Origin of the sequence: Nocardia sp. NPDC056541, from assembly GCF_042794235.1 — a bacterium.
Lineage (GTDB): Bacteria > Actinomycetota > Actinomycetes > Mycobacteriales > Mycobacteriaceae > Nocardia.
In genome coordinates, this window is sequence record NZ_JBHTUD010000013.1 from 47,378 (window position 1) to 66,248 (window position 18,871).

Annotated in this window: 19 protein-coding genes; 11 read left to right on the plus strand and 8 right to left on the minus strand. The window is 67.9% G+C overall.

The features are described from left to right. Positions 1–183: 183 nt before the first annotated feature. Positions 184–675, plus strand: coding sequence for a transcription elongation factor GreA (greA, locus tag ACFQ9R_RS22740; RefSeq protein ID WP_056813695.1), 492 nt, complete (start codon positions 184–186; stop codon positions 673–675). Between the two features lie 91 nt (positions 676–766). On the opposite strand, the gene ACFQ9R_RS22745 is transcribed toward greA, so the two are convergent. Further along, positions 767–1,909, minus strand: coding sequence for a cystathionine gamma-synthase (locus ACFQ9R_RS22745; RefSeq protein ID WP_378993086.1), 1,143 nt, complete (start codon positions 1,907–1,909; stop codon positions 767–769). Between the two features lie 98 nt (positions 1,910–2,007). Between ACFQ9R_RS22745 and ACFQ9R_RS22750 the strand changes: the two genes are divergently transcribed. Beyond that, complete coding sequence (locus tag ACFQ9R_RS22750; protein WP_378993088.1) at positions 2,008–3,189, plus strand: acyl-CoA dehydrogenase family protein; 1,182 nt, start codon at positions 2,008–2,010, stop codon at positions 3,187–3,189. A gap of 1 nt (position 3,190) precedes the next feature. On the opposite strand, the gene ACFQ9R_RS22755 is transcribed toward ACFQ9R_RS22750, so the two are convergent. Beyond that, complete coding sequence (locus ACFQ9R_RS22755) at positions 3,191–3,472, minus strand: hypothetical protein (protein ID WP_378993090.1); 282 nt, start codon at positions 3,470–3,472, stop codon at positions 3,191–3,193. Between the two features lie 158 nt (positions 3,473–3,630). Next, a complete protein-coding gene (locus ACFQ9R_RS22760; RefSeq protein WP_378993092.1) occupies positions 3,631–4,932 on the minus strand; it encodes an NtaA/DmoA family FMN-dependent monooxygenase in 1,302 nt (433 codons plus the stop codon). Between the two features lie 157 nt (positions 4,933–5,089). Between ACFQ9R_RS22760 and ACFQ9R_RS22765 the strand changes: the two genes are divergently transcribed. Continuing rightward, a complete protein-coding gene (locus ACFQ9R_RS22765; protein WP_378993093.1) occupies positions 5,090–5,434 on the plus strand; it encodes a DUF6401 family natural product biosynthesis protein in 345 nt (114 codons plus the stop codon). Positions 5,435–5,496: 62 nt separating this feature from the next. Here ACFQ9R_RS22765 and ACFQ9R_RS22770 read toward each other — a convergent pair whose 3' ends face one another. Next, complete coding sequence (locus ACFQ9R_RS22770; RefSeq protein WP_378993095.1) at positions 5,497–6,330, minus strand: hypothetical protein; 834 nt, start codon at positions 6,328–6,330, stop codon at positions 5,497–5,499. A gap of 371 nt (positions 6,331–6,701) precedes the next feature. Between ACFQ9R_RS22770 and erm the strand changes: the two genes are divergently transcribed. Then, positions 6,702–7,526, plus strand: coding sequence for an ErmE/ErmH/ErmO/ErmR family 23S rRNA (adenine(2058)-N(6))-methyltransferase (gene erm, locus ACFQ9R_RS22775; RefSeq protein WP_378993097.1), 825 nt, complete (start codon positions 6,702–6,704; stop codon positions 7,524–7,526). 59 nt (positions 7,527–7,585) lie between these two features. Here erm and ACFQ9R_RS22780 read toward each other — a convergent pair whose 3' ends face one another. Further along, a complete protein-coding gene (locus tag ACFQ9R_RS22780) occupies positions 7,586–8,833 on the minus strand; it encodes a Glu/Leu/Phe/Val dehydrogenase dimerization domain-containing protein (RefSeq protein ID WP_378993324.1) in 1,248 nt (415 codons plus the stop codon). Positions 8,834–8,989: 156 nt separating this feature from the next. On the opposite strand from ACFQ9R_RS22780, the gene ACFQ9R_RS22785 reads away from it, so the two are divergent. Beyond that, positions 8,990–9,961 (plus strand): LysR substrate-binding domain-containing protein, encoded by a 972-nt coding sequence (locus tag ACFQ9R_RS22785; protein ID WP_378993098.1) that lies wholly within the window; start codon positions 8,990–8,992, stop codon positions 9,959–9,961. Here ACFQ9R_RS22785 and ACFQ9R_RS22790 read toward each other — a convergent pair. Next, positions 9,929–11,311, minus strand: coding sequence for a cystathionine beta-synthase (locus ACFQ9R_RS22790; RefSeq protein ID WP_378636216.1), 1,383 nt, complete (start codon positions 11,309–11,311; stop codon positions 9,929–9,931). The two genes, ACFQ9R_RS22785 and ACFQ9R_RS22790, sit on opposite strands and share 33 nt — an antisense overlap. A gap of 113 nt (positions 11,312–11,424) precedes the next feature. Between ACFQ9R_RS22790 and ACFQ9R_RS22795 the strand changes: the two genes are divergently transcribed. Both ACFQ9R_RS22795 and ACFQ9R_RS22800 read left to right on the plus strand, forming a co-directional pair. Continuing rightward, the gene (locus ACFQ9R_RS22795) at positions 11,425–12,294 is read left to right on the plus strand and encodes an SGNH/GDSL hydrolase family protein (protein ID WP_378636213.1); all 870 of its coding nucleotides are present in this window, start codon (positions 11,425–11,427) and stop codon (positions 12,292–12,294) included. A 61-nt stretch (positions 12,295–12,355) separates the two neighbouring features. Beyond that, complete coding sequence (locus tag ACFQ9R_RS22800) at positions 12,356–13,576, plus strand: acetyl-CoA C-acetyltransferase (RefSeq protein ID WP_378993100.1); 1,221 nt, start codon at positions 12,356–12,358, stop codon at positions 13,574–13,576. A 178-nt stretch (positions 13,577–13,754) separates the two neighbouring features. Here ACFQ9R_RS22800 and ACFQ9R_RS22805 read toward each other — a convergent pair whose 3' ends face one another. Next, positions 13,755–14,612 (minus strand): Bax inhibitor-1/YccA family protein, encoded by an 858-nt coding sequence (locus ACFQ9R_RS22805; protein ID WP_378636207.1) that lies wholly within the window; start codon positions 14,610–14,612, stop codon positions 13,755–13,757. A gap of 150 nt (positions 14,613–14,762) precedes the next feature. Beyond that, complete coding sequence (locus ACFQ9R_RS22810) at positions 14,763–15,911, minus strand: class I SAM-dependent methyltransferase (protein WP_378993102.1); 1,149 nt, start codon at positions 15,909–15,911, stop codon at positions 14,763–14,765. A gap of 402 nt (positions 15,912–16,313) precedes the next feature. Between ACFQ9R_RS22810 and ACFQ9R_RS22815 the strand changes: the two genes are divergently transcribed. From ACFQ9R_RS22815 to ACFQ9R_RS22830, 4 genes are all read left to right on the plus strand, one after another. Further along, the gene (locus ACFQ9R_RS22815) at positions 16,314–16,892 is read left to right on the plus strand and encodes a hypothetical protein (RefSeq protein ID WP_378993103.1); all 579 of its coding nucleotides are present in this window, start codon (positions 16,314–16,316) and stop codon (positions 16,890–16,892) included. 24 nt (positions 16,893–16,916) lie between these two features. Further along, the gene (locus ACFQ9R_RS22820; RefSeq protein WP_378993104.1) at positions 16,917–17,456 is read left to right on the plus strand and encodes a DUF6153 family protein; all 540 of its coding nucleotides are present in this window, start codon (positions 16,917–16,919) and stop codon (positions 17,454–17,456) included. Between the two features lie 65 nt (positions 17,457–17,521). Next, the gene (locus tag ACFQ9R_RS22825) at positions 17,522–18,121 is read left to right on the plus strand and encodes a DUF305 domain-containing protein (protein ID WP_378993105.1); all 600 of its coding nucleotides are present in this window, start codon (positions 17,522–17,524) and stop codon (positions 18,119–18,121) included. Between the two features lie 155 nt (positions 18,122–18,276). Next, on the plus strand, positions 18,277–18,816 hold the full coding sequence (locus tag ACFQ9R_RS22830; RefSeq protein WP_378993107.1) for a hypothetical protein: 540 nt from the start codon (positions 18,277–18,279) through the stop codon (positions 18,814–18,816). The last annotated feature ends 55 nt before the right edge of the window (positions 18,817–18,871 follow it).

Consider the following 18,871-nt stretch of genomic DNA (forward strand, 5'->3'; position numbering starts at 1 on the left):
CACGGTTCCGGGGTTCGGAGCCGTGTTTGCTGCATTGGCGGCCAGCGGTGCTGTTTGCGGGTATCGGGTTCACCCCCAGGATCGCTCCAGCCGTCGGGCTGGTGCATGCCCTCCTTCGGGAGGTTTCGCGCTGGTTTCAGGGAATCCCGGTGCGCCGGGAACAACTACTAGGGAGTGATCGAGATGACCGAGAATGTGACCTGGCTTACCCAGGAGTCGCACGACAGGCTCAAGGGCGAGTTGGACTCGCTCATTGCCAATCGTCCGGTCATTGCCGCCGAGATCAACGAGCGCCGCGAAGAGGGCGACCTCAAGGAGAACGGTGGCTACCACGCCGCGCGTGAAGAGCAGGGTCAGCAGGAGGCGCGTATCCGCCAGCTGCAGGAACTGCTGAACAACGCCAAGGTCGGCGTCGCCCCCACCAAATCCGGTGTGGCACTGCCGGGCTCGGTCGTCACGGTCTACTACGACGGCGACGAGGGCGATACCGAGACCTTCCTGATCGCGACCCGCGAAGAGGGACTCGGCGCCACCGGCCTGGAGGCCTACTCGCCGAACTCGCCGCTGGGCGGGGCGCTGATCGACGCCAAGGTGGGCGAGACCCGCGAGTACACACTCCCCAACGGCAACACCATGAAGGTGACGCTGGTCAGCGCGGAGCCGTACCACAGCTGAGCTCGCTGAACCCGTACGTCGGGAACCCGAACGCAAGCGGCCGCATCCGGATACCGGATGCGGCCGCTTCGTCATGTGTGTCGGGTCCCGCTCAGCTCAGCGCCTGTTCGACATCGGCGAGGAGATCGCTGATGTCTTCGATGCCGACCGAGAGCCGGACCAGGTCGGCGGGGACTTCCAGCGCCGACCCCTCGGTGCTGGCGTGGGTCATGGCACCGGGGTGTTCGATGAGCGATTCGACACCGCCCAGCGATTCGGCCAACGTGAAGATCTCGGTCCGCGAGCAGAACTTCAGCGCCGCTTCCCGGCCACCGGCCAGGCGCACCGAGATCATGCCGCCGCTGCGACGCATCTGCTTCTGCGCGATCTCGTAGCCGGGGTGCGTGGGCAGACCGGGGTAGATGACCTGCGAGATGGCCGGATGGTTGGTCAGGAACTCCGCGATCACCTCGGCGTTGTCGCAGTGCTTCTCCATGCGCACGGCCAGGGTCTTGATGCCCCGCATCGTGAGGAAGGCGTCGAACGGACCGGGCACCGCGCCCGCGCCGTTCTGCAGGAACGCGAAGTCCTTGTCGAGGTCGGCGCTGTTGGTGATCAGCGTGCCGCCGACGACATCGGAGTGACCGCCGAGGTACTTGGTGGTCGAGTGCAGCACCACGTCGGCGCCGAGCAGCAGCGGCTGCTGCAAGTACGGGGTGGCGAACGTGTTGTCCACCACCAGCTTCGCGTCGGCCTCGTGGGCGATATCGGCCAGCGCGGGGATGTCACCGATGCTCAGCAGCGGGTTGGTCGGCGTCTCGATCCACACCAGCTTGGTGTTGGGGCGGACGGCCGCGCGCACCGCGTCGAGGTCGGCGATGTGGGCGGGCGAGTGCTCGATGCCCCACTGGCTGAAGACCTTGTCGATGAGCCGGAAGGTGCCGCCGTAGGCGTCGTCGGGAATCACGATGTGATCGCCGGGGCGCAGCATCGCGCGCAGCGCACAGTCGGTGGCCGCCATGCCCGAGGCGAAGGCACGCCCGTAGCTGCCCGATTCGAGGGCCGCGAGGTTGGCTTCCAGTGCCGTGCGGGTGGGGTTGCCGGTGCGCGCGTACTCGTAACCACCGCGCATGCCGCCGACGCCGTCCTGGGCGAAGGTGGAGCTCGCGTAGATGGGCACGTTGACCGCACCGGTCTGAGGATCGGGTTCGTATCCGGCGTGCACGGCCCTGGTGGAGAATCCCAGCTCACTCATCACCTCAGACTAGTTGGCCTGCTCCGGGTGCGATCGCTGGGGTGGCGGCCTGGTCGAAGTGTCGGTTTCAGGGCTGGTACTGCGGTTAAGCTCACGCCATGGTCACTGTCGAAGAGTTGTTCGCCATCGATCCGTTGCTGTCGTCGGAGGAGCGCGAAATCCGCGACACGGTGGCGCGATTCGGGGAACGCAGGCTGCGACCGCACCTCGCCGACTGGTTCGAGCAGGGCACATTCCCGGTCCGCGAGATCGCACCGGAACTGGGCAAGCTCGGGCTGCTCGGCATGCACCTCGACGGCTACGGCTGCGCGGGCGCGTCGGCCACCGCGTACGGCCTCGCCTGCCTGGAACTCGAAGCCGTCGACTCCGGCGTGCGCAGCATGGTGTCGGTACAGGGCTCGCTGGCGATGGCGGCCATTCATTTCTTCGGTTCCGAGGAGCAGAAGCAGCAGTACCTGCCTGCGATGGCGGCCGGTGAGGTGATCGGGTGCTTCGGGCTCACCGAACCCGATTTCGGGTCCAACCCCGGCGGCATGCGCACGCGGGCGCGCCGCGACGGTGACGACTGGATCCTGAACGGGTCGAAGATGTGGATCACCAATGGGTCGGTGGCCGATGTCGCCGTCGTCTGGGCGTATGCGGAGGAGCCCGGCGCGGACAAGGCGCGGGTGCGCGGCTTCCTGGTACCCGCGGGCACACCGGGTTTCACCACTCGCGAGATCCATCGCAAGCTGTCGCTGCGCGCATCGCTCACCGCCGCACTGGATTTCGACGATGTGCGCCTGCCCGCCGATGCCGTGCTGCCCGAATCACGCGGGCTCAGTTCGCCGCTGGCCTGCTTGAGCGAGGCGCGATTCGGCATCGTCTTCGGCGCGCTCGGCGCCGCGCGAGACTGCCTGAGCGCCGCGATCGACTACGCCCGCACCCGCGAGGTGTTCGACAAGCCGCTCGCGGGCTATCAGCTCACCCAGGCCAAACTGGCCGATATGGCGCTCGAACTCGGCAAGGGGCAGTTGCTCGCGCTGCACCTGGGCCGGTTGAAGGATCGACACGAGATCACCGGCGAGCAGATCAGCGCGGGCAAGCTGAACAGCACGCGCGAGGCCATCAAGATTGCTCGCGAATGCCGGACCATCCTGGGCGCCAACGGCATCACCCTCGACTACCCGGTGCTGCGGCACGCCAACAACCTGGAATCCGTGCTGACCTACGAGGGCACCGCCGAGGTGCACCAGCTGGTCATCGGCAAGGCGCTCACCGACGCCAACGCGTTCCGGTAGGTCAGGTTCGGGCCGACAGGCTCGGCCTCGGCGCGGGCCTGATCATGCCGCCGGCGAAGGCAGCGGCGAGCATCACGATCACCACGGTGAGCACGGTCAGCGCGATCGGCACGGTGATCGCTGCGGGAATGCCGAGCAGGGTCAGCCCGGCCACACTGCCGCAACCCCAGAAGATCGCGGCGGCGAGACGGCCGAGCAGGGGTGCGTAGGGCGAGCGGCGCCAGGCGCGGGAGACCCTTGTCTGCGCCGAATACCCTGCGCTAGCAGCGATTACCGTGCTCATGCCGAACAGGTGAACGGCCGGGTCGGTGACCTGCACTGCGGGATCCCTTCGCTCGCCGGGCTGGTTTGCCGAAAGTTGTCTCCGAACGGTTATACCCATTCAGAGTCCATCGGGCGCCCGGTTCACGCAAGTCCGCGATCTCGATCACATCTCGTCGGCTACGCCCTCGTCGTCGAGGTCGGCGCGGGCAGTTCCAGATTCTCACGGTAGGTCGCGCCCAGATAGTCGGTGTCGAGCAGCTTCCGGCGACGCAGCTCGGGCAGCAGTCCGTTGACGACGAAATCGTGGGTTCGCTCGTCGGTGAACCCGCCGAGGGAGATCACATCGAGCACATTCGCCCGATAGCGCTCCTCGATCGCGTCGGCCAGCTGTTCGGGTGTGCCCGCCGCGGCCCAGTGGCCGGTGTCCTTGGCGGCGATGACGAGTTCCCGCAGCGTCGCGCCGGAGGCGGCGAGCTTGGCGAAGATCTCGACCCGGCCGCGTCGTCGGTGTACCGAATCCAGTTGCGGCAGCAATGTTTCCGGGATGGGCTTGTCCAGCGGTAGCTCGGACAGGTCGAGGCCGCCACCCAGCATGTCGGCGAGTTGACGGCGCCCCGCCTCGAAATCGGTGGCTTCGGCGGCCTCGCGAACCAGCCTGCGGGCTTCTTCCTCCGTCGCGCCGTAGGTGGCATGGAAGGAACTGAAGATGAGCGGAAGCCCGTCCGGCCTGCCCAGCTCGGCGGCGCGGGTGCGGATCTTCTTCGTGTAGGTGATCGCATCCTCGAGCGTGGCCAGCGAGGTGAACACCACCTCCGCGAATCGTGCGCCGAGTTCGACGCCGCCCGCGGATTGACCGGCCTGGAACTGCACCGGCCTGCCTTGGGGCAGCGGCGGAATGTTCAGCGGGCCGCGGACCGAGAAATGCTGTCCGGCGAAGTCGATCGGCCGCACGAGCGATTCGTCCACGGTCGCCCCTCCCGCGCCGTCCGGCCGCAGCGCACCAGGGCGCCAGCTGTCGAACAGCGCGTTGACCACCTCGATGGATTCCGTGGCGCGCGCGTAGCGCTGCTCCGGGCTCGGTAGATCGCGGTCGCCGTAGTTCTCCTCGCCCAGCGACGAGGTCACCGCGTTCCAGGCCGCGCGGCCGTTGCTGATGTGGTCGAGCGTGCCGAAGAGCCTGGCCAGGTTATAGGGATGATGGAAGGTCGTGGACACGGTGGCGATCAGGCCGACATCGGTGGTCACCGCGCCGAGGGCGGCGAGCTGGATCAGTGGTTCCTGCGCGCCGATCGCCCCCTGGGCGCCGAAGCTGAGCAGGTCCGCCGCGAAGATCGCACCGATCTTGTTCTGCTGTGCGATCCGCGCGATCCGGATGCCTTCCTCGAGCGTGGAACGGGTCGGGTCCAGTGCCGCGGCGTACACATCGCGTGATCCGCTCACCCCGGTGACGGTCTTCAATTTCCGACGTTCGCTGCCCATGGTCGACAGTCCAGCAGGGCGCTGCGCGAGCGACCATGGTTGCGCTCAACCGAATTCGATCGACCGCGACATGGTTGCGCTGTATTCGCCCGGTCACACTATCGATCTTGAATCGATCCAATTTCTTCAGCGACGGAGAGATTGCTACCATATTGCAATGTTTGCGCCAGGTCCCGCGTTGCTCGAACTCTCGGCGCAACGACAATTACAGCAGTTGAACACCGAGTTCGGAGCACCCGCGGCCGCCGTCGCCGCGGTGGTACCCGGGCTGTCCGCCCAGCTCGACCAGCATGCCGCCGCGGTGCGCGACATTCTCGCTCTCGGCGTCGACGATTCGACGCGGGTGCCGCTCGCCATTCTGCTCGCCGGTTATGTCCGCGGACTGCTCGACCATTTCGCCGAGCGGGCCGACGGGTTCTTCGCGGGTGCGCCGGACAATTGGCACGACGCCGACTGGCTGCAGTTACGCCTTGCCGCGGTGTGCGCGTACGCCGCCGACTGATACCCCACCGACGACATCGGCGCACCGCCACCCGAAGGTGACGGTGCGCCTTTGCCCGTTGACTACCGCACGGTTTCGCCGCCCCAGCCCGGCTCGCCGCCGGGGTAGGTCGCGCCGGGGGTGACCCGCGCCTGCTCGGCCGCACTCGGCGCCACCCGCTCGCCCTGACGCTCGGCGTCCTCACGTCCGCGCTGGTAGGCCTGGGCATGGCCCTTCATCGCCGGCATCTCCGATTCCAGGTTGCCGAGCCAATTGCTCCAGCGCTGCTCCATGGGCCTGACCAGGCCGCCACCGACACCGACCACCAGGATGCCGCCGATGGTGGCGAGCACGGCGATCAGGACCGGGGTGGTCACCGAGGTCGCGACACCGATCTGGTTCAGCGCCGCGATGATGCCGATACCCCAGATGAACACCGCCGCGATCCGGCCGAGCATGTGCCCGTAGGACAGCCCGCCGAGCGCGTTGGAGACGAGATCGCTCACCGCGTGCGCGATCGCCGCGGCGATCACCACGATGATGATCGCGACCACCGCCTTGGGCAGCCACGCCACGATGCTGGTGAGCAGCGCACTGACCGGGTTCGGCCCGAACACCGCGAAACCGATCTGCAACGCGATCAGCAGAATCGCGTAATAGGCGATCTTGGCGATGATGTCGGAAGCGTCATATTTACTGCGGGACATCATTTTCCGCAGTTCGCCACGTTCGACGAGCTTGTCGAATCCGACACGTTCCAGCACCGCGTTCACGATCTTGGCGACCACCTTCGCGATGATCCAGCCGACGAGAAGAATGGCGATGAATGCCACCGCTTTGGGGACGAACTGCGCGACCGAACTCCATGCGTCGGTCAAGCCCTGCTGGAAATCTATCGCAATGACGGAGGTATCCACGGCCTATCCTTTCGCTCATTCCGATCAGTGCGGCTGAATTGCCGATGCACCTGTTCGTGCTGCTTACCCAGGTAATTCCCATCGAATCCGCGCAGTTGCGATAAATTTGCTCACGGCCGGTCAGAGCCACAGTGACCCACGGATCTCGTTCCGCCCAGCCCCTCGAGCCGATCGGCGCCGGTCCGAAATTCGGTTGCCTGGTTCTCGACCGCTTCCTAGAGTCGGTCCCATGTCGTGCCACTACTTCATTCGCCTCCGCTACATCCGGGCTCTGGCCCGCTAGCGGACGCGGATAACTTCATCGGCGTCCACCGGCGCGCCCAGGGCCCTTCGAGACTCATTCGACTCGAAGACCCGAAGGGGCAACTGCCGTGGCGCAGGATTTCGCACATCGAAACTACTCACACACACAGCGCAAGGTCACCGGCAAGAGCGGCGGTCGGACCGCCCGTGACCACGCGAGAAGAACACTGTCCCAGAACTTTCTGGTGGATCGTGCCGCCGTCGAATCGATAGTGACGGTGGCCGATCCGGCGGGAACAGTTCTCGAACCCGGTGCGGGCGAAGGCGTTCTCACACACGCACTGGCTCGCCGGGGCGCTCAGGTCACCGCGTACGAGATCGATCCGCTGCTCGCGGCCAAGCTCTCGGCACGAACCCGGTCCGAGAACGGAATCCGCGTCGTCCGTGGCGATTTCACCAAGGCCAGGGCTCCCCGTGAGCCGTTCGCCGTGGTGGGCAACATCCCGTTCTCCGTGACCGCCGAGATCGTCGACTGGTGTCTGACCGCACCGGCCCTGACCTCGGCGACACTGCTCACCCAACGCGAATACGCCCGCAAGCGCACCGGCGACTACGGCCGCTGGAGCCTACTGACCGCGACGACCTGGCCGTGGTTCAGCTGGGAACTCCACGGGCAGGTACCCCGCGACAGCTTCCGCCCGATCCCGTCGGTCGATTCGGCGATCTTGCGGATCACCAGAAGACCGGAACCACGTGTGCGACAGCAGGATTCCTACACCGAGCTGGTGCGAACCGGCTACTCCGGTATCGGTGGCACGGTGCGCGCTTCGCTGCGTACCCGCTACCGAGGAGTCGACGAAGCGTTGACCGCTACCGGCATCGACCACAGCACTGTCGTCGCCCATGTCCACCCGGACCAGTGGGTGGAGTTGCACTCGATGTTCACTCGCTGACCTGGAGTCGGTGCTGCCTTCACTCGTGCGGGCAGCACCGTCCTCCGCATGCCGCGCTGTCAGGGGATGACGACCGGTCCGGTGAGCGGTGACGGGTCGTCGGCCCAGCGGTGGCCGATCTCGCGGGGGGTGATGTTCTCGTCGGCCCATGCGATCAGCAGCTGTGCGACCTTGTCGTGCATGGTGGTGCGAAGCCGGTCGAACGAGGTGTCGGGGACGTCGTCCACTTCGCCGAGCAGCAACCACCACGCCCAGGCCACCGCACCCGCGTTGGCGACGAAATCGGGCAGTACCGGGACACCGCGGGCGGCGAGCATGGCCTCGGCTTCCGGTGTGGTGGCGGCGTTCGCGGCTTCGACGACGATGCGCGCCCGGATGTCGTAGGAGTTGTCCGGCGTGATCGCATACGAGATCGCCGCGGGCACAAGGATATCGACGTCGGCCGATATCACGGCACCGCGCGGCATCTCCTCGATGCCCGCGGGCAGGCGGGACCGGTCGATCTCGCCGTAGCCGTCGCGCAGTTCCAGCAGCGCCGGAATGTCGAGGCCCTCGGCGCAGTACAGGGTGCCCGCGGCATCGGCCACGGTGGTGATCTTCATCCCCGCCTCGTGCAGGTAGTACGCCGCCGCCCCGCCCATGGTGCCCACGCCTTGGATCGCGGCGGTCGTGTCGGCGGGCGCCTGCCCCCACTGCACCGCCGCGGCCAGACAGGCGTGCGCGACACCGAAACCACCGATGACGTCACCGAGCAGGAAGCCGCCGTCGACCGCGACGTTGAGCCCGCCGCGGACTCGCGCCAGCGTCGCCGCCGGGTCGGCGGAGCGCCGGATGGCGGCGTGGAAGCTCTGATCCAGGTCGAGCTTGACGAAGACCGCGTCGATCAGGTGCTGCGGGACCCCCAGGTCCTCGGCGGTCACCCAGTGCGTGTCGAGCCACGGGCGCATCGCCTCGCAGAACCGCTCCAGCACGTCCACCGCGCGCGGATCCTTCGGATCGAAGTCGATCCCGCCCTTGGCGCCGCCGATCGGGAGGTCGAAGGTGGCGGTCTTGTTCGCCATGCCGCGCGCCAGATCCTCGACCTCGCGCAGGGTGCAGCCGGCGCGCATCCGGGTGCCACCGGTGGCCAGGCCGCCGCGCAGGGTGTGGACGACAAGGTAGCCGACCGCGTCAGTGCGCGAATCCGTCCAGTGCAGACGCAGGTACGGCTCGCAACGACGGTTCGCGGGAGTGATGGCCGGGTCCGTCGATGTGCCCGCAACGCCGTGCGAACTCACCTGCGGCATACCTGTGCCCGGGTCGAGCATCGTCATGGTGCCCACCTCCTCATTCGTCGTGATCGCCTGTGGCGGACCTCGTCGTCCCCGGTAGCACCAAGCCTGCGCGGCCCCTGCCCGCGCGTCTATTTACGGTTCGTTCACGGCACCCTTCACGGTTCCTGCACAGTGCATACGCTCGGTGCTATGGACCTGTCTCTGGCCCGCTTGCGAATGTTGCGCGAACTACACCGGCGCGGCACCATCACGGCCGCCGCGGCCGCTCTGCACTACACCGCGTCGGCGGTCTCCCAACAGCTTGCACAGCTCGAACGCGACGCGGGCACCCGGCTGTTCGAACGACGCGGGCGCCGCGTGCAGCTCACCGACCTCGGGATCGTGCTGGCAGAGCACGCCGAAGAGATCCTGGCCGCGGTCGAGCGCGCGACCCAGGCGCTCGAGGAAGCGGGCGGATCGGTGACGGCGAAGATCACCGCCGGAGTGTGGGCGTCGGTGGCCTCCGGGCTGCTCCCCGACGCGCTCACCACCCTCGCCGCCTCACACCCGGGCATTCTGGTGCGTACCACCGAACTCGCACCGGAGTCGACGGCCGCCGCGGTCCGTGACGGCACGCTGGACCTGTCGTTCGTTCTCGACTACTCGAACTATCCGATGACCTGGGACCGTGGCCTGGAGCGGGCGGTCATCGGTGTCGAACGGATCCACGCCGCCGTCCCGGCAGGCGCGGTGCCCACCGCAGGGGTGACCCTGGCCGAGTTGTCCGAGCATCCGTGGATCATCGCGCCCGCCCGGTCGCACTTCGGGCACGCGGCGCGGCTGGCGTTCCAGTCCGCCGGGCTGCGGCCGCGCATCGATCACGAACTGGAAGAGCAGGCGACCTCGATGGCGATGGTCGCGGCCGGTCTCGGTGTGACGCTGGTGTCGGATCTGGGTCTGGCGTTGCGCCCACCCGGGGTGGACATCGTGCCGCTCGGCGACGCCCTCACCCGCACGGTGTCGCTGGCCTACCGCACCAACTCGGCGGGCCGGGCCGCGCTGCTGCTGGTGGTGGACGCGATCCGGACCGCCGCGGCGAAGAAGGGACTCGCCCCCGATATCCGCACCGCACCCACCGTGCGCCGAACCTCAGATGCTGCCGGTGCTCAGGAAACCGAGTAGATCGTGGCGGGTGATGACGCCGACGGGCTTACCGTCTTCGACGACCATCAGCGCGTCGGAATCCGACAGTGCCTTGGTGGCGGTCGAGAGGGGCTCGCCCGAGCCGATCAGCGGGAACGACGGGCTCATGTGCTGGGCAACGGAGTCGGTGAGATTGGCGCGGCCTTCGAACACCGCCGAGAGCAGGTCGCGTTCGGTGACGCTGCCCGCGACCTCACCGGCCATGACCGGCGGCTCGGCGCCGACGACGGGCATCTGGGAGACGCCGTATTCGCGCAGGATCTCGATGGCGTCGCGCAGGGTTTCCGACGGGTGGGTGTGCACCAGGTCGGGCAGGGCGCCGGACTTGCCGCGCAGCACGTCGCCGACCAGCGGTTCCGGGCCGGCTTCCAGCGGAGTCTGGAGGAAGCCGTAGGAGCTCATCCACTTGTCGTTGAAGATCTTCGACAGGTAGCCGCGGCCACCGTCGGGCAGCAGCACGACCACCACGGCGTCGGGATCACGGCGGGCGACCTCGATCGCGGCGACCACGGCCATGCCGCAGGAACCACCGACCAGCAGACCTTCCTCGCGTGCCAGGCGCCGGGTCATCTCGAAGGAGTCCGCGTCGGAGACGGCGATGATCTCGTCGGGGATCGACGCGTCGTAGGCGGTGGGCCAGAAGTCCTCGCCGACACCCTCGACCAGGTAGGGGCGCCCGGTGCCGCCGGAGTACACCGAGCCCTCCGGATCGGCGCCGATGATCTTGACCTTGCCGCCGGACACTTCCTTGAGATAGCGGCCGGTGCCGGAGATGGTGCCGCCGGTGCCGACGCCCGCGACGAAGTGGGTGACCTTGCCTTCGGTGTCGGCCCAGATCTCGGGACCGGTGGTCTCGTAGTGGCTGTCGGGGCCGCCCGGGTTCGAGTACTGGTTGGGCTTCCAAGCGCCCTCGATCTCCCTGACCAGGCGATCGGAGACGTTGTAGTAGCTGTCGGGGTGCTCCGGCGGCACGGCGGTCGGGCAGACCACGACCTCGGCGCCGTAGGCACGCAACACGTTGCGCTTGTCCTCGCTGACCTTGTCCGGGCACACGAACACGCACTTGTACCCGCGCTGCTGGGCGACCAGCGCCAGGCCGACACCGGTATTTCCCGAGGTCGGCTCGACGATCGTGCCGCCCGGCTTCAGCAGTCCGTCCTGCTCGGCGGCGTCGATCATCTTGACCGCGATCCGGTCCTTGGAGCTGCCGCCCGGGTTCAGGTATTCGACCTTCGCGGCCACCAGGCCCGCGTTGGGGCCGACCACCGAGTTCAGCCGAACAAGGGGGGTGTTGCCGATGAGATCGACGACATGATCCGCGATGCGCATGGTGCCGAGGGTAGCCGAGCACTTGCGCCCGACGCCGAGCGGAGGGGCGCCCACCAGGCCGCAAGTGGCCGACATCTCCGTTCCTCACGATCTCCGTCGTAGAATTTTCGAATGTGAGCGCACCTCGAATCAGCTGGCGGACGGCGGCCGTGACCGGAGCGACGACGGTGCTCGCCGGATCGAGCGCCGGAACTGTCTCCTGGGCGACGTATCGCTTGCTGATGACGCAGGCGGGTGCGGCGCGCGCGGTGATCGGCCGCGATACCTCCAAGCCGCCCGAGGCCGATGGCGTGTACGCACCGGGCGCGAGCCTGCCGGAACCGTGGCGTAAGACGACGCCGGTCGACCTGCACCTGATGATCTTCGGCGACTCCACCGCGGCCGGGCTCGGCTGTCTCGGCGCCGCCGATGTGCCGGGGGTGCGGTTGGCCCGCGGGTTGGCCGAGGCCACCGGCCTGCGCATCCGGTTGAGCACCAAGGCCATCTCCGGCGCCACCTCGAAGGGCTTGGCCGGACAGGTCGACGCGATGTTCGTGGCGGGGCCGCCGCCGGACGCGGCGGTGATCCTGGTCGGCGCCAACGACATCACCAAGAAGCACTCCATCCGGGCCTCGGCGCGCAGGCTGGCCGCCGCGGTGTCGCGGCTGCGCGAGGCCGACGCGCTGGTGGTGGTCGGCACCTGCCCGAACCTGGGCACCGTCACCGCGATCCAGCAGCCGCTGCGCACGATCGTCGCGAACTGGAGTGTGCGGCTGGCCAAGGCGCAGACGGTCGCGACCACCATCGCGGGCGGCATCGCGGTGCCGATGGGCTCACCGCTGGTCGCCTCGGAGTTCCGCGCCGCGCCCGAAATCCTCTTCGCCACCGACGGATTCCACCCGTCCGCCGCAGGCTACGAATTGGCCGCCGCGCAGCTGCTCCCCGTGCTGATCGCCCAGGTGCGCGACCGCCCTGCTCTTCCCGTCGCGCAGCTGGAGACGTAGATTCGAGAATGACCGGCATGTAAACAGCCGTTCACGTCGAACAACGCGAAAAGGAGTCCTCATGCCCGAGGCCGTCATCGTCAGCACCGCCCGTTCCCCCATCGGCCGTGCCGTCAAGGGGTCACTGGCGGGAATGCGCCCGGACGACCTGACCACGCAGATGATTCGTGCCGCGCTGGCCAAGGTGCCTTCGCTCGACCCGACGCAGATCGACGACATCATCCTCGGCACCGGCTCCCCGGCCGGTGAGGGCGGCTTCGGCATGGGCCGCATCCTCGCCATCCAGCTCGGCCTCGACGTCGTCCCCGGCACCACCGTGCAGCGCTACTGTGCGTCGTCGGTGCAGACCACCCGGATGGCCTTCCACGCCATCAAGGCAGGCGAGGGTGACGTGTTCATCTCCGCCGGTGTGGAGACCGTCTCGCGCTACGCCCGTGGCTCCGCCGACAGCTCCCCCGACACCAAGAACCCCGAGTTCGCCGAGGCCGAGGCCCGCACCGCCGAGACCGCCCAGGGCGGCAAGGGCGCATGGCACGACCCGCGTGAAGACGGCCTGCTCCCCGACGCCTACATCGCGATGGGCCAGACCGCCGAGAACGTCGCGTCGCTGACCGGCATCTCGCGCGAGGACCAGGACCGCTGGGGCGTGCGCTCGCAGAACCGTGCCGAAGAGGCCATCAAGGCCGGCTTCTTCGAGCGCGAGATCACCCCGGTGACCCTGCCCGACGGCTCGATCGTGAGCAAGGACGACGGCCCGCGCGCCGGCGTCACCTACGAGGCGGTCAGCCAGCTCAAGCCGGTGTTCCGTCCCGACGGCACCGTCACCGCCGGTAACTGCTGCGCGCTCAACGACGGCGCCGCGGCGCTGGTGATCATGAGCGACACCAAGGCCAAGGAACTGGGCCTGACCCCGCTGGCCCGCATCGTCTCCACCGGTGTCTCCGGCCTGTCGCCCGAGATCATGGGCCTCGGCCCGGTCGAGGCCGTCAAGCGCGCGCTGGCGATCGCGGGCAAGTCGGTCTCCGACATCGACCTGTTCGAGATCAACGAGGCCTTCGCCGTGCAGGTGCTCGGCTCGGCGCGTGAGCTGAAGATCGACGAGGACAAGCTCAATGTCTCCGGCGGCGCGATCGCGCTGGGCCACCCGTTCGGCATGACCGGTGCCCGCATCACCACCACCCTGCTGAACAACCTGCAGACCTACGACAAGCAGTTCGGCGTGGAGACCATGTGCGTCGGCGGCGGCCAGGGCATGGCGCTGGTCATCGAGCGCTTGAGCTAGTCCGCCTCTCCGCGTCTTCTGGCCAGGATCGGGTGCCGCGAGACATCCGACGCGGCCAGACTTCGCAGTCGGCCGAGTCAGCCGGTCCCCGGTGAGTTACCCATGTACTCGCTGGACATAGTCGAGCGGCTCCCCACAGATCGTGGGGAGCCGCTCGGTTTGTTTGTGTGCTTCTAGATCAGTCGCGCTGGAAGTAGCTCAGCAGGCGCAGGATCTCGACGTAGAGCCAGACCAGGGTGATGGTGAGGCCGAGGGCGACGCCCCAGGCGGCCTTCTCGGGGGCCTGGGCGCGGATCAGCTGGTCGGCGGCGTCGAAGTCGAGCAGGAAGCTGAACGCGGCGATGGCGATGCAGACCAGGCTGAACACGATCGCCAAGGCGCCACCGTCGCGCAGGCCGAAGCCGCCGTCGGTGAAGAAGCTCGCGATCAGGTTGCCGACCATCAGCACCAGCACGCCGACCATCGCACCGATCAGCATGCGGGTGAAGCGGGGGGTCACGCGGATGGCGCCGGTCTTGTAGACGACGAGCATGCCGAAGAACACGCCGAACGTGCCGAGCACCGCCTGGCCGATCAGGGCGCTACCGCCCACACCGCCGAATTCGGTGTCAGTGAACATCAGCGACAGCGCGCCGAGGAACAGGCCCTCGAAGGCCGCGTAGGACAGCACGATGGCCGGGTTGTCCATCTTGCGGCCGAAGGTCGCGATCAGGACCAGCACCAGGCCGACGATGGCGCCGCCGATGACGAACAGTGGCGCCAGCGACGGGTTCGCGCTGGACAGCGCGAAGGAGATGATCGCCGAGACGGTCAGCACCGCGAGGGTGATGCCGGTCTTGGTGACCACATCGTCGATGGTCATCGCGCGGGTGGCAGGGGCCTGCTGGAATTGCTGGCCGTACTGCTGCCCGTATTCGCCGTACTGCTGGTTGCCCAGCTGGCCCGCGCCGGCTACGCCCGAACCGAAGTTCGCGTAACCGCCGACACCCTCCTGGCGGGGAAGGTTCTTGAACACCGGATTCGATGAGGTACGCACCGTGCGCCTTTCTTGGAGTTACGAGTCGCTGTACAAGCTCCAACTGCCCTGTTCAACGCGCCACGATCGGACAAAGTTCCCAGCGGTCCGGTCCATGACCACACCGCCCGCCCGTTCGGACAAATCGGACTCTACCGCGTTCGGGTCGCCCTATCGTTGTACGTCGCGCAGACCACGAACGGACCGCGTGACCGTGAACTTCTGGTTCCGGCCGATCACATCGGTGCGCCCCACCATCCGCTCCACCACGCCGCGATAGTTCAGGTGCGAGTTGTACACCGTCCACAGCTCGCCGCCGGGCCGCAGCACGCGCCCGGTCTCGACGAACATCTTGATCGCCGAACCGGTGTGCACGGCCGCGCCGACATGGAAGGGCGGATTGCACAGCACCAGGTCGGCGCTGTTGTCGGCGGCCGAGGACATGGCGTCGTCGCGCACCACCGTCACCCGATCGCCGACGCCGTTGGCCTCGGCGGTGGCCCTCGCCGAGGCGACGGCGGCGGCGGACTGGTCGGTGCCGACCACCCGGATGTGCGGGCGCGACTTGGCCAGCGCGACCGCGAGAATGCCGGTGCCACAACCGAGATCGACGGCATCACGCGCGTCGGGCTTCATCCGGTCCATGTGCTCGAGCAGGAAGCGGGTGCCGATGTCGAGGCGCGAGCCCGAGAACGCCGCACCGAAAGCGACGACGTCGCCGTCGATCTCGATGACGTGCTCGCGCGCCGGGAACCGGGGTTCGCCCACCGGCAGCGGTTCGCCGACCACGAGCACGCGCGACTTCTGCCGACCCCGGCCCGCGCGGACCTGCGCGAAGAATTCGGCGAGTATCTCGTTCATGGCCGGAGTGAGGTACTTGTCGCGACCGCCCGCGAACACCACCACATCGCCGGCGGCGTGGCGGGCGATGGCCTCGGCGATCTCGGCGACACCCGACAGCATCCGCGGCAACCGCATCACGACCACGCGCGCCCCGGACAACAGGTCGGCGTCGAGGGCGTGGGCGGTGTAGCGATCGGTGAGCCCGAGGGTCTTGGCGTTGGCCGCCAGCGCAGATTCGCCGGTGATCAGGTCCTGGTGCACGCGAATACCGGCGAGTCCGTGCTGCGCGGCGATCCCGAGGGTGAGCGCGCCGTACGCGTCGCCGATCACCGCAACCTCACCGCTACCCGCGGCCGCGAGGGCATCGGCGGCTGTGTCGAGGATCAGTCGGTCGGCGGCGTCGACGGCATAGAGGTTCGGCGCCTCCACATCCGGATACCGGCGTAGTCGGTCGAATACGTCCTCAACACTGTCCACCCGGCAAGTGTGCTAGATCGTTGCCCCACCGTCACATCCGGCCCCGGTATCGACAGGCGAGGTGGCTCCGGAGGGGTCGCCGTGAGACGTATTTCACTGAGCACTAACGGGTTCCGTCGATTTGCGACGTCCTTGCAGATCGCTCCGGATTCGCCGGTCTCACGAATTTCGTTGTTCCCCAATGCTTCGCCGAAGGTCACCGCCCGGTCCGTGCCGGAACCGATCGCCGCAGGTCGCGCTAACCGCGGAACTGGTACGCGTTCACCGAAAAACCCGGCCCCGACCTGGGCGCATCAACCGCAACCGCTCCCATTTCGAAGTAATCAGCAAACTTTCGGTAGCCCGAACACACCCCGTGTTACTTCGCCCACCACGCCGCTGTCCCTGCGTAGCATCAGCCCCATGCGCAACGCCCTCGTGTTCGTGCTGATCGCCGCGGCCGCGGTTTCGGTATCCGGCTGCGGCACCGACGACGCACCGGCCGCCGCGCCGCCGACAACGAGCACCACCAGCACGTTCGCCGATGCCACCGGCGAAGTGCCGGCCGACGCGAGCCCGAAGTCCGGCGCGGCCTCCCCGGGTGCGGCGCTGACCGTCAGCGATATCCGGATCGGCAGGCAGCCCGGCTTCGACCGCGTGGTCTACCAACTCGGCGGCACGGGCTCCCCCGGCTGGCAGGTGGCCTACACCGACAGCGCGGTGCAGGACGGCAGCGGCAAGACCATCGACGTGGCAGGCCGCGCGATCCTCGAGGTGCGCATTCTCGGCTCGGCGTACCCGTTCGACTCGACCGTCGCCCCGTTCGCCGGGCCTGATCCGGTGACCGATCCGGGCACGCCGACCATCACCGGCGTCTACAAGAAGCTGGTCTACGAGGGCGTCACCCAGTCGTTCATCGGCCTCGACGCCGACCAGCCACCGTTCTCCGTCACTGCTCTCGCCGATCCCCCGCGCCTGGTCGTCGACATCGCCACCCCGTGATCGCTACCCCTACCGGGTATCACGATGGCGATCGCTAGACTGGTCGCCGTGATGGACCAGCAGCCCGCGCGCGCACCCGGCATTGCCAGGGCGCTCGCCGTGTTGATGCTGCTCGCCGGGATCGTCGCCATGCACTCCGCGGTCTTCGGCACCGCGCACGCCGGCGACAGTGCGCACGGCCCGCAGGCTCCGGTCGCCACCGACCACTCGGACCCGCGTTCGGCCGCGGCTCCGCCCGACCAGCACGCCGTGTTCCCCGCGATCGACCACTCCACGCAAGATCTCGCCGAAGTACCGTCGACAGGCTCGACGCTGTCCATCGCCGCCCCCGCCGACCCGCACACGGGCTGCGGCGCGGCGGGCTGTGATGAGCACTCCGCCGTCCACGCCTGCGTTTTCGTCCTGGCCGCACTCGCCATCGCACTGACCCTGGTCTTGCTCTACCGCCTCGGCGACACCTCCGAAGCCGCTCGGCAACCGTCGAGGGCATGGCGCGGCCGACGCGAACGCCCACCACCATGGACCGTCCTTACCCTGTCCCAACTGGCGATTCTGCGGATCTGACAGGCACGGCACCACGCGTGCCCTGCCAGTTTCGACACCTCACCCGAATCCCCAGGAGGATCACCATGTCCATCAGCCGTACCCACGTCCTCGTCGCCGCGGCCGCCACCGTCTTGTTCGCGGCGGGTTGTAGCGACGACAGCACCACCACGCACACCACCGAGCACTCCACCACCACCGCGACCAGCGCCGCCGCGAGCACCGACTTCAACGATGCCGACGTCACCTTTTTGCAGATGATGTACCCGCATCACGCGCAGGCCGTCGAGATGGCGAAGATGGTGCCGAGCCACACCCAGAACCAGCAGCTCATCGCACTGGCCGCCCAGGTGGAGAAGGCACAGGCCCCGGAGATGCAGCAGATCACCGACCTGCTCGCCGGTTTCGGCAAGCCCGCGCCGAGCGCGACCGAAGGACACGGCGGGCACGACATGCCCGGCATGATGACCGACGCGCAGATGAGCAGCCTGCAGGCCGCGAACGGCGCCGATTTCGACCGGCAGTGGCTGGAGATGATGATCGAGCACCACGAGGGCGCGGTCGGGATGGCCCAGACGGAGCTGAACGCCGGTGTGAATCCGCAAACACGTCAGCTCGCGACGACGATCGTGGCCGATCAGGAGGCTGAGATCGCCACCATGCGCGGCATGCTCGGACAGAACTGATCGGGTGCGGCGCCGGGCCCGACACCCCGGCGCCGCGTCTCGGTTCGTCATCGAAATCGCCACCGCGACCTGACGTCACCCGGAAGTTGCCAGTACGGTCGATATGTTCGGCTCCGGCCCAACCGGTGCCTGCAATCTCGAGGCAGGAGAGAGAAATGCGAGTACTGGAACGGCTGGGGCTCGGGACCGCGTTCGCGGCCACCGCGACCGGAGTGATCTTCCTCGGCGCCTGCTCCCAGCAGGTACCGGGCACCGCCGAGGTGAACCAGAGCGAGCTCGCCTCGTACACCTCCGAGGTGGCGGCGTCCTCGGCGGCGGCGGCGTCGTCGAAGGCGGCGAAGATCGAGGCGGCCAACGACACGGCGTGCGACGGCCTGCGCTCGGCGAACAAGACCTCGGTGACCTCGTTCAACGCCTACATCGCGGCGTCCAACGATCAGGCCCCCGATGCCGATGCCAAGGCCACCGACGCGGTCACCACCCTGCGCAACAGCGCCAAGGACCTCGACCGCAAGATCACCGCTGATGTGATCGCCGATCTGTCCGTGCCGCTGCGTGCCTACATCGAGAAGACCAACACCCTCGCCGATACCCTCGAACGCCGGGCGCCCACCGACGAACTCAACGGCGTGATCGACATTTTCAACACGTCCAAAGACGAAGCGATCGCGGTGTGCACGCCGTACGGCAGCTGATCCCCTCGTAACAAGAACGTGATCGTTCACGATTCCCCTCCGGACACACCATCTG

Coding starts and splice junctions, on each gene's coding strand:
- greA (WP_056813695.1), top strand. CDS start 184: ATGACCGAGAATGTGACCTGGCTTACCCAGGAGTCGCACGACAGGCTC.
- ACFQ9R_RS22745 (WP_378993086.1), bottom strand. CDS start 1,909: ATGAGTGAGCTGGGATTCTCCACCAGGGCCGTGCACGCCGGATACGAA.
- ACFQ9R_RS22750 (WP_378993088.1), top strand. CDS start 2,008: ATGGTCACTGTCGAAGAGTTGTTCGCCATCGATCCGTTGCTGTCGTCG.
- ACFQ9R_RS22755 (WP_378993090.1), bottom strand. CDS start 3,472: ATGAGCACGGTAATCGCTGCTAGCGCAGGGTATTCGGCGCAGACAAGG.
- ACFQ9R_RS22760 (WP_378993092.1), bottom strand. CDS start 4,932: ATGGGCAGCGAACGTCGGAAATTGAAGACCGTCACCGGGGTGAGCGGA.
- ACFQ9R_RS22765 (WP_378993093.1), top strand. CDS start 5,090: ATGTTTGCGCCAGGTCCCGCGTTGCTCGAACTCTCGGCGCAACGACAA.
- ACFQ9R_RS22780 (WP_378993324.1), bottom strand. CDS start 8,833: ATGCTCGACCCGGGCACAGGTATGCCGCAGGTGAGTTCGCACGGCGTT.
- ACFQ9R_RS22785 (WP_378993098.1), top strand. CDS start 8,990: ATGGACCTGTCTCTGGCCCGCTTGCGAATGTTGCGCGAACTACACCGG.
- ACFQ9R_RS22790 (WP_378636216.1), bottom strand. CDS start 11,311: ATGCGCATCGCGGATCATGTCGTCGATCTCATCGGCAACACCCCCCTT.
- ACFQ9R_RS22800 (WP_378993100.1), top strand. CDS start 12,356: ATGCCCGAGGCCGTCATCGTCAGCACCGCCCGTTCCCCCATCGGCCGT.
- ACFQ9R_RS22815 (WP_378993103.1), top strand. CDS start 16,314: ATGCGCAACGCCCTCGTGTTCGTGCTGATCGCCGCGGCCGCGGTTTCG.
- ACFQ9R_RS22820 (WP_378993104.1), top strand. CDS start 16,917: ATGGCGATCGCTAGACTGGTCGCCGTGATGGACCAGCAGCCCGCGCGC.
- ACFQ9R_RS22825 (WP_378993105.1), top strand. CDS start 17,522: ATGTCCATCAGCCGTACCCACGTCCTCGTCGCCGCGGCCGCCACCGTC.
- ACFQ9R_RS22830 (WP_378993107.1), top strand. CDS start 18,277: ATGCGAGTACTGGAACGGCTGGGGCTCGGGACCGCGTTCGCGGCCACC.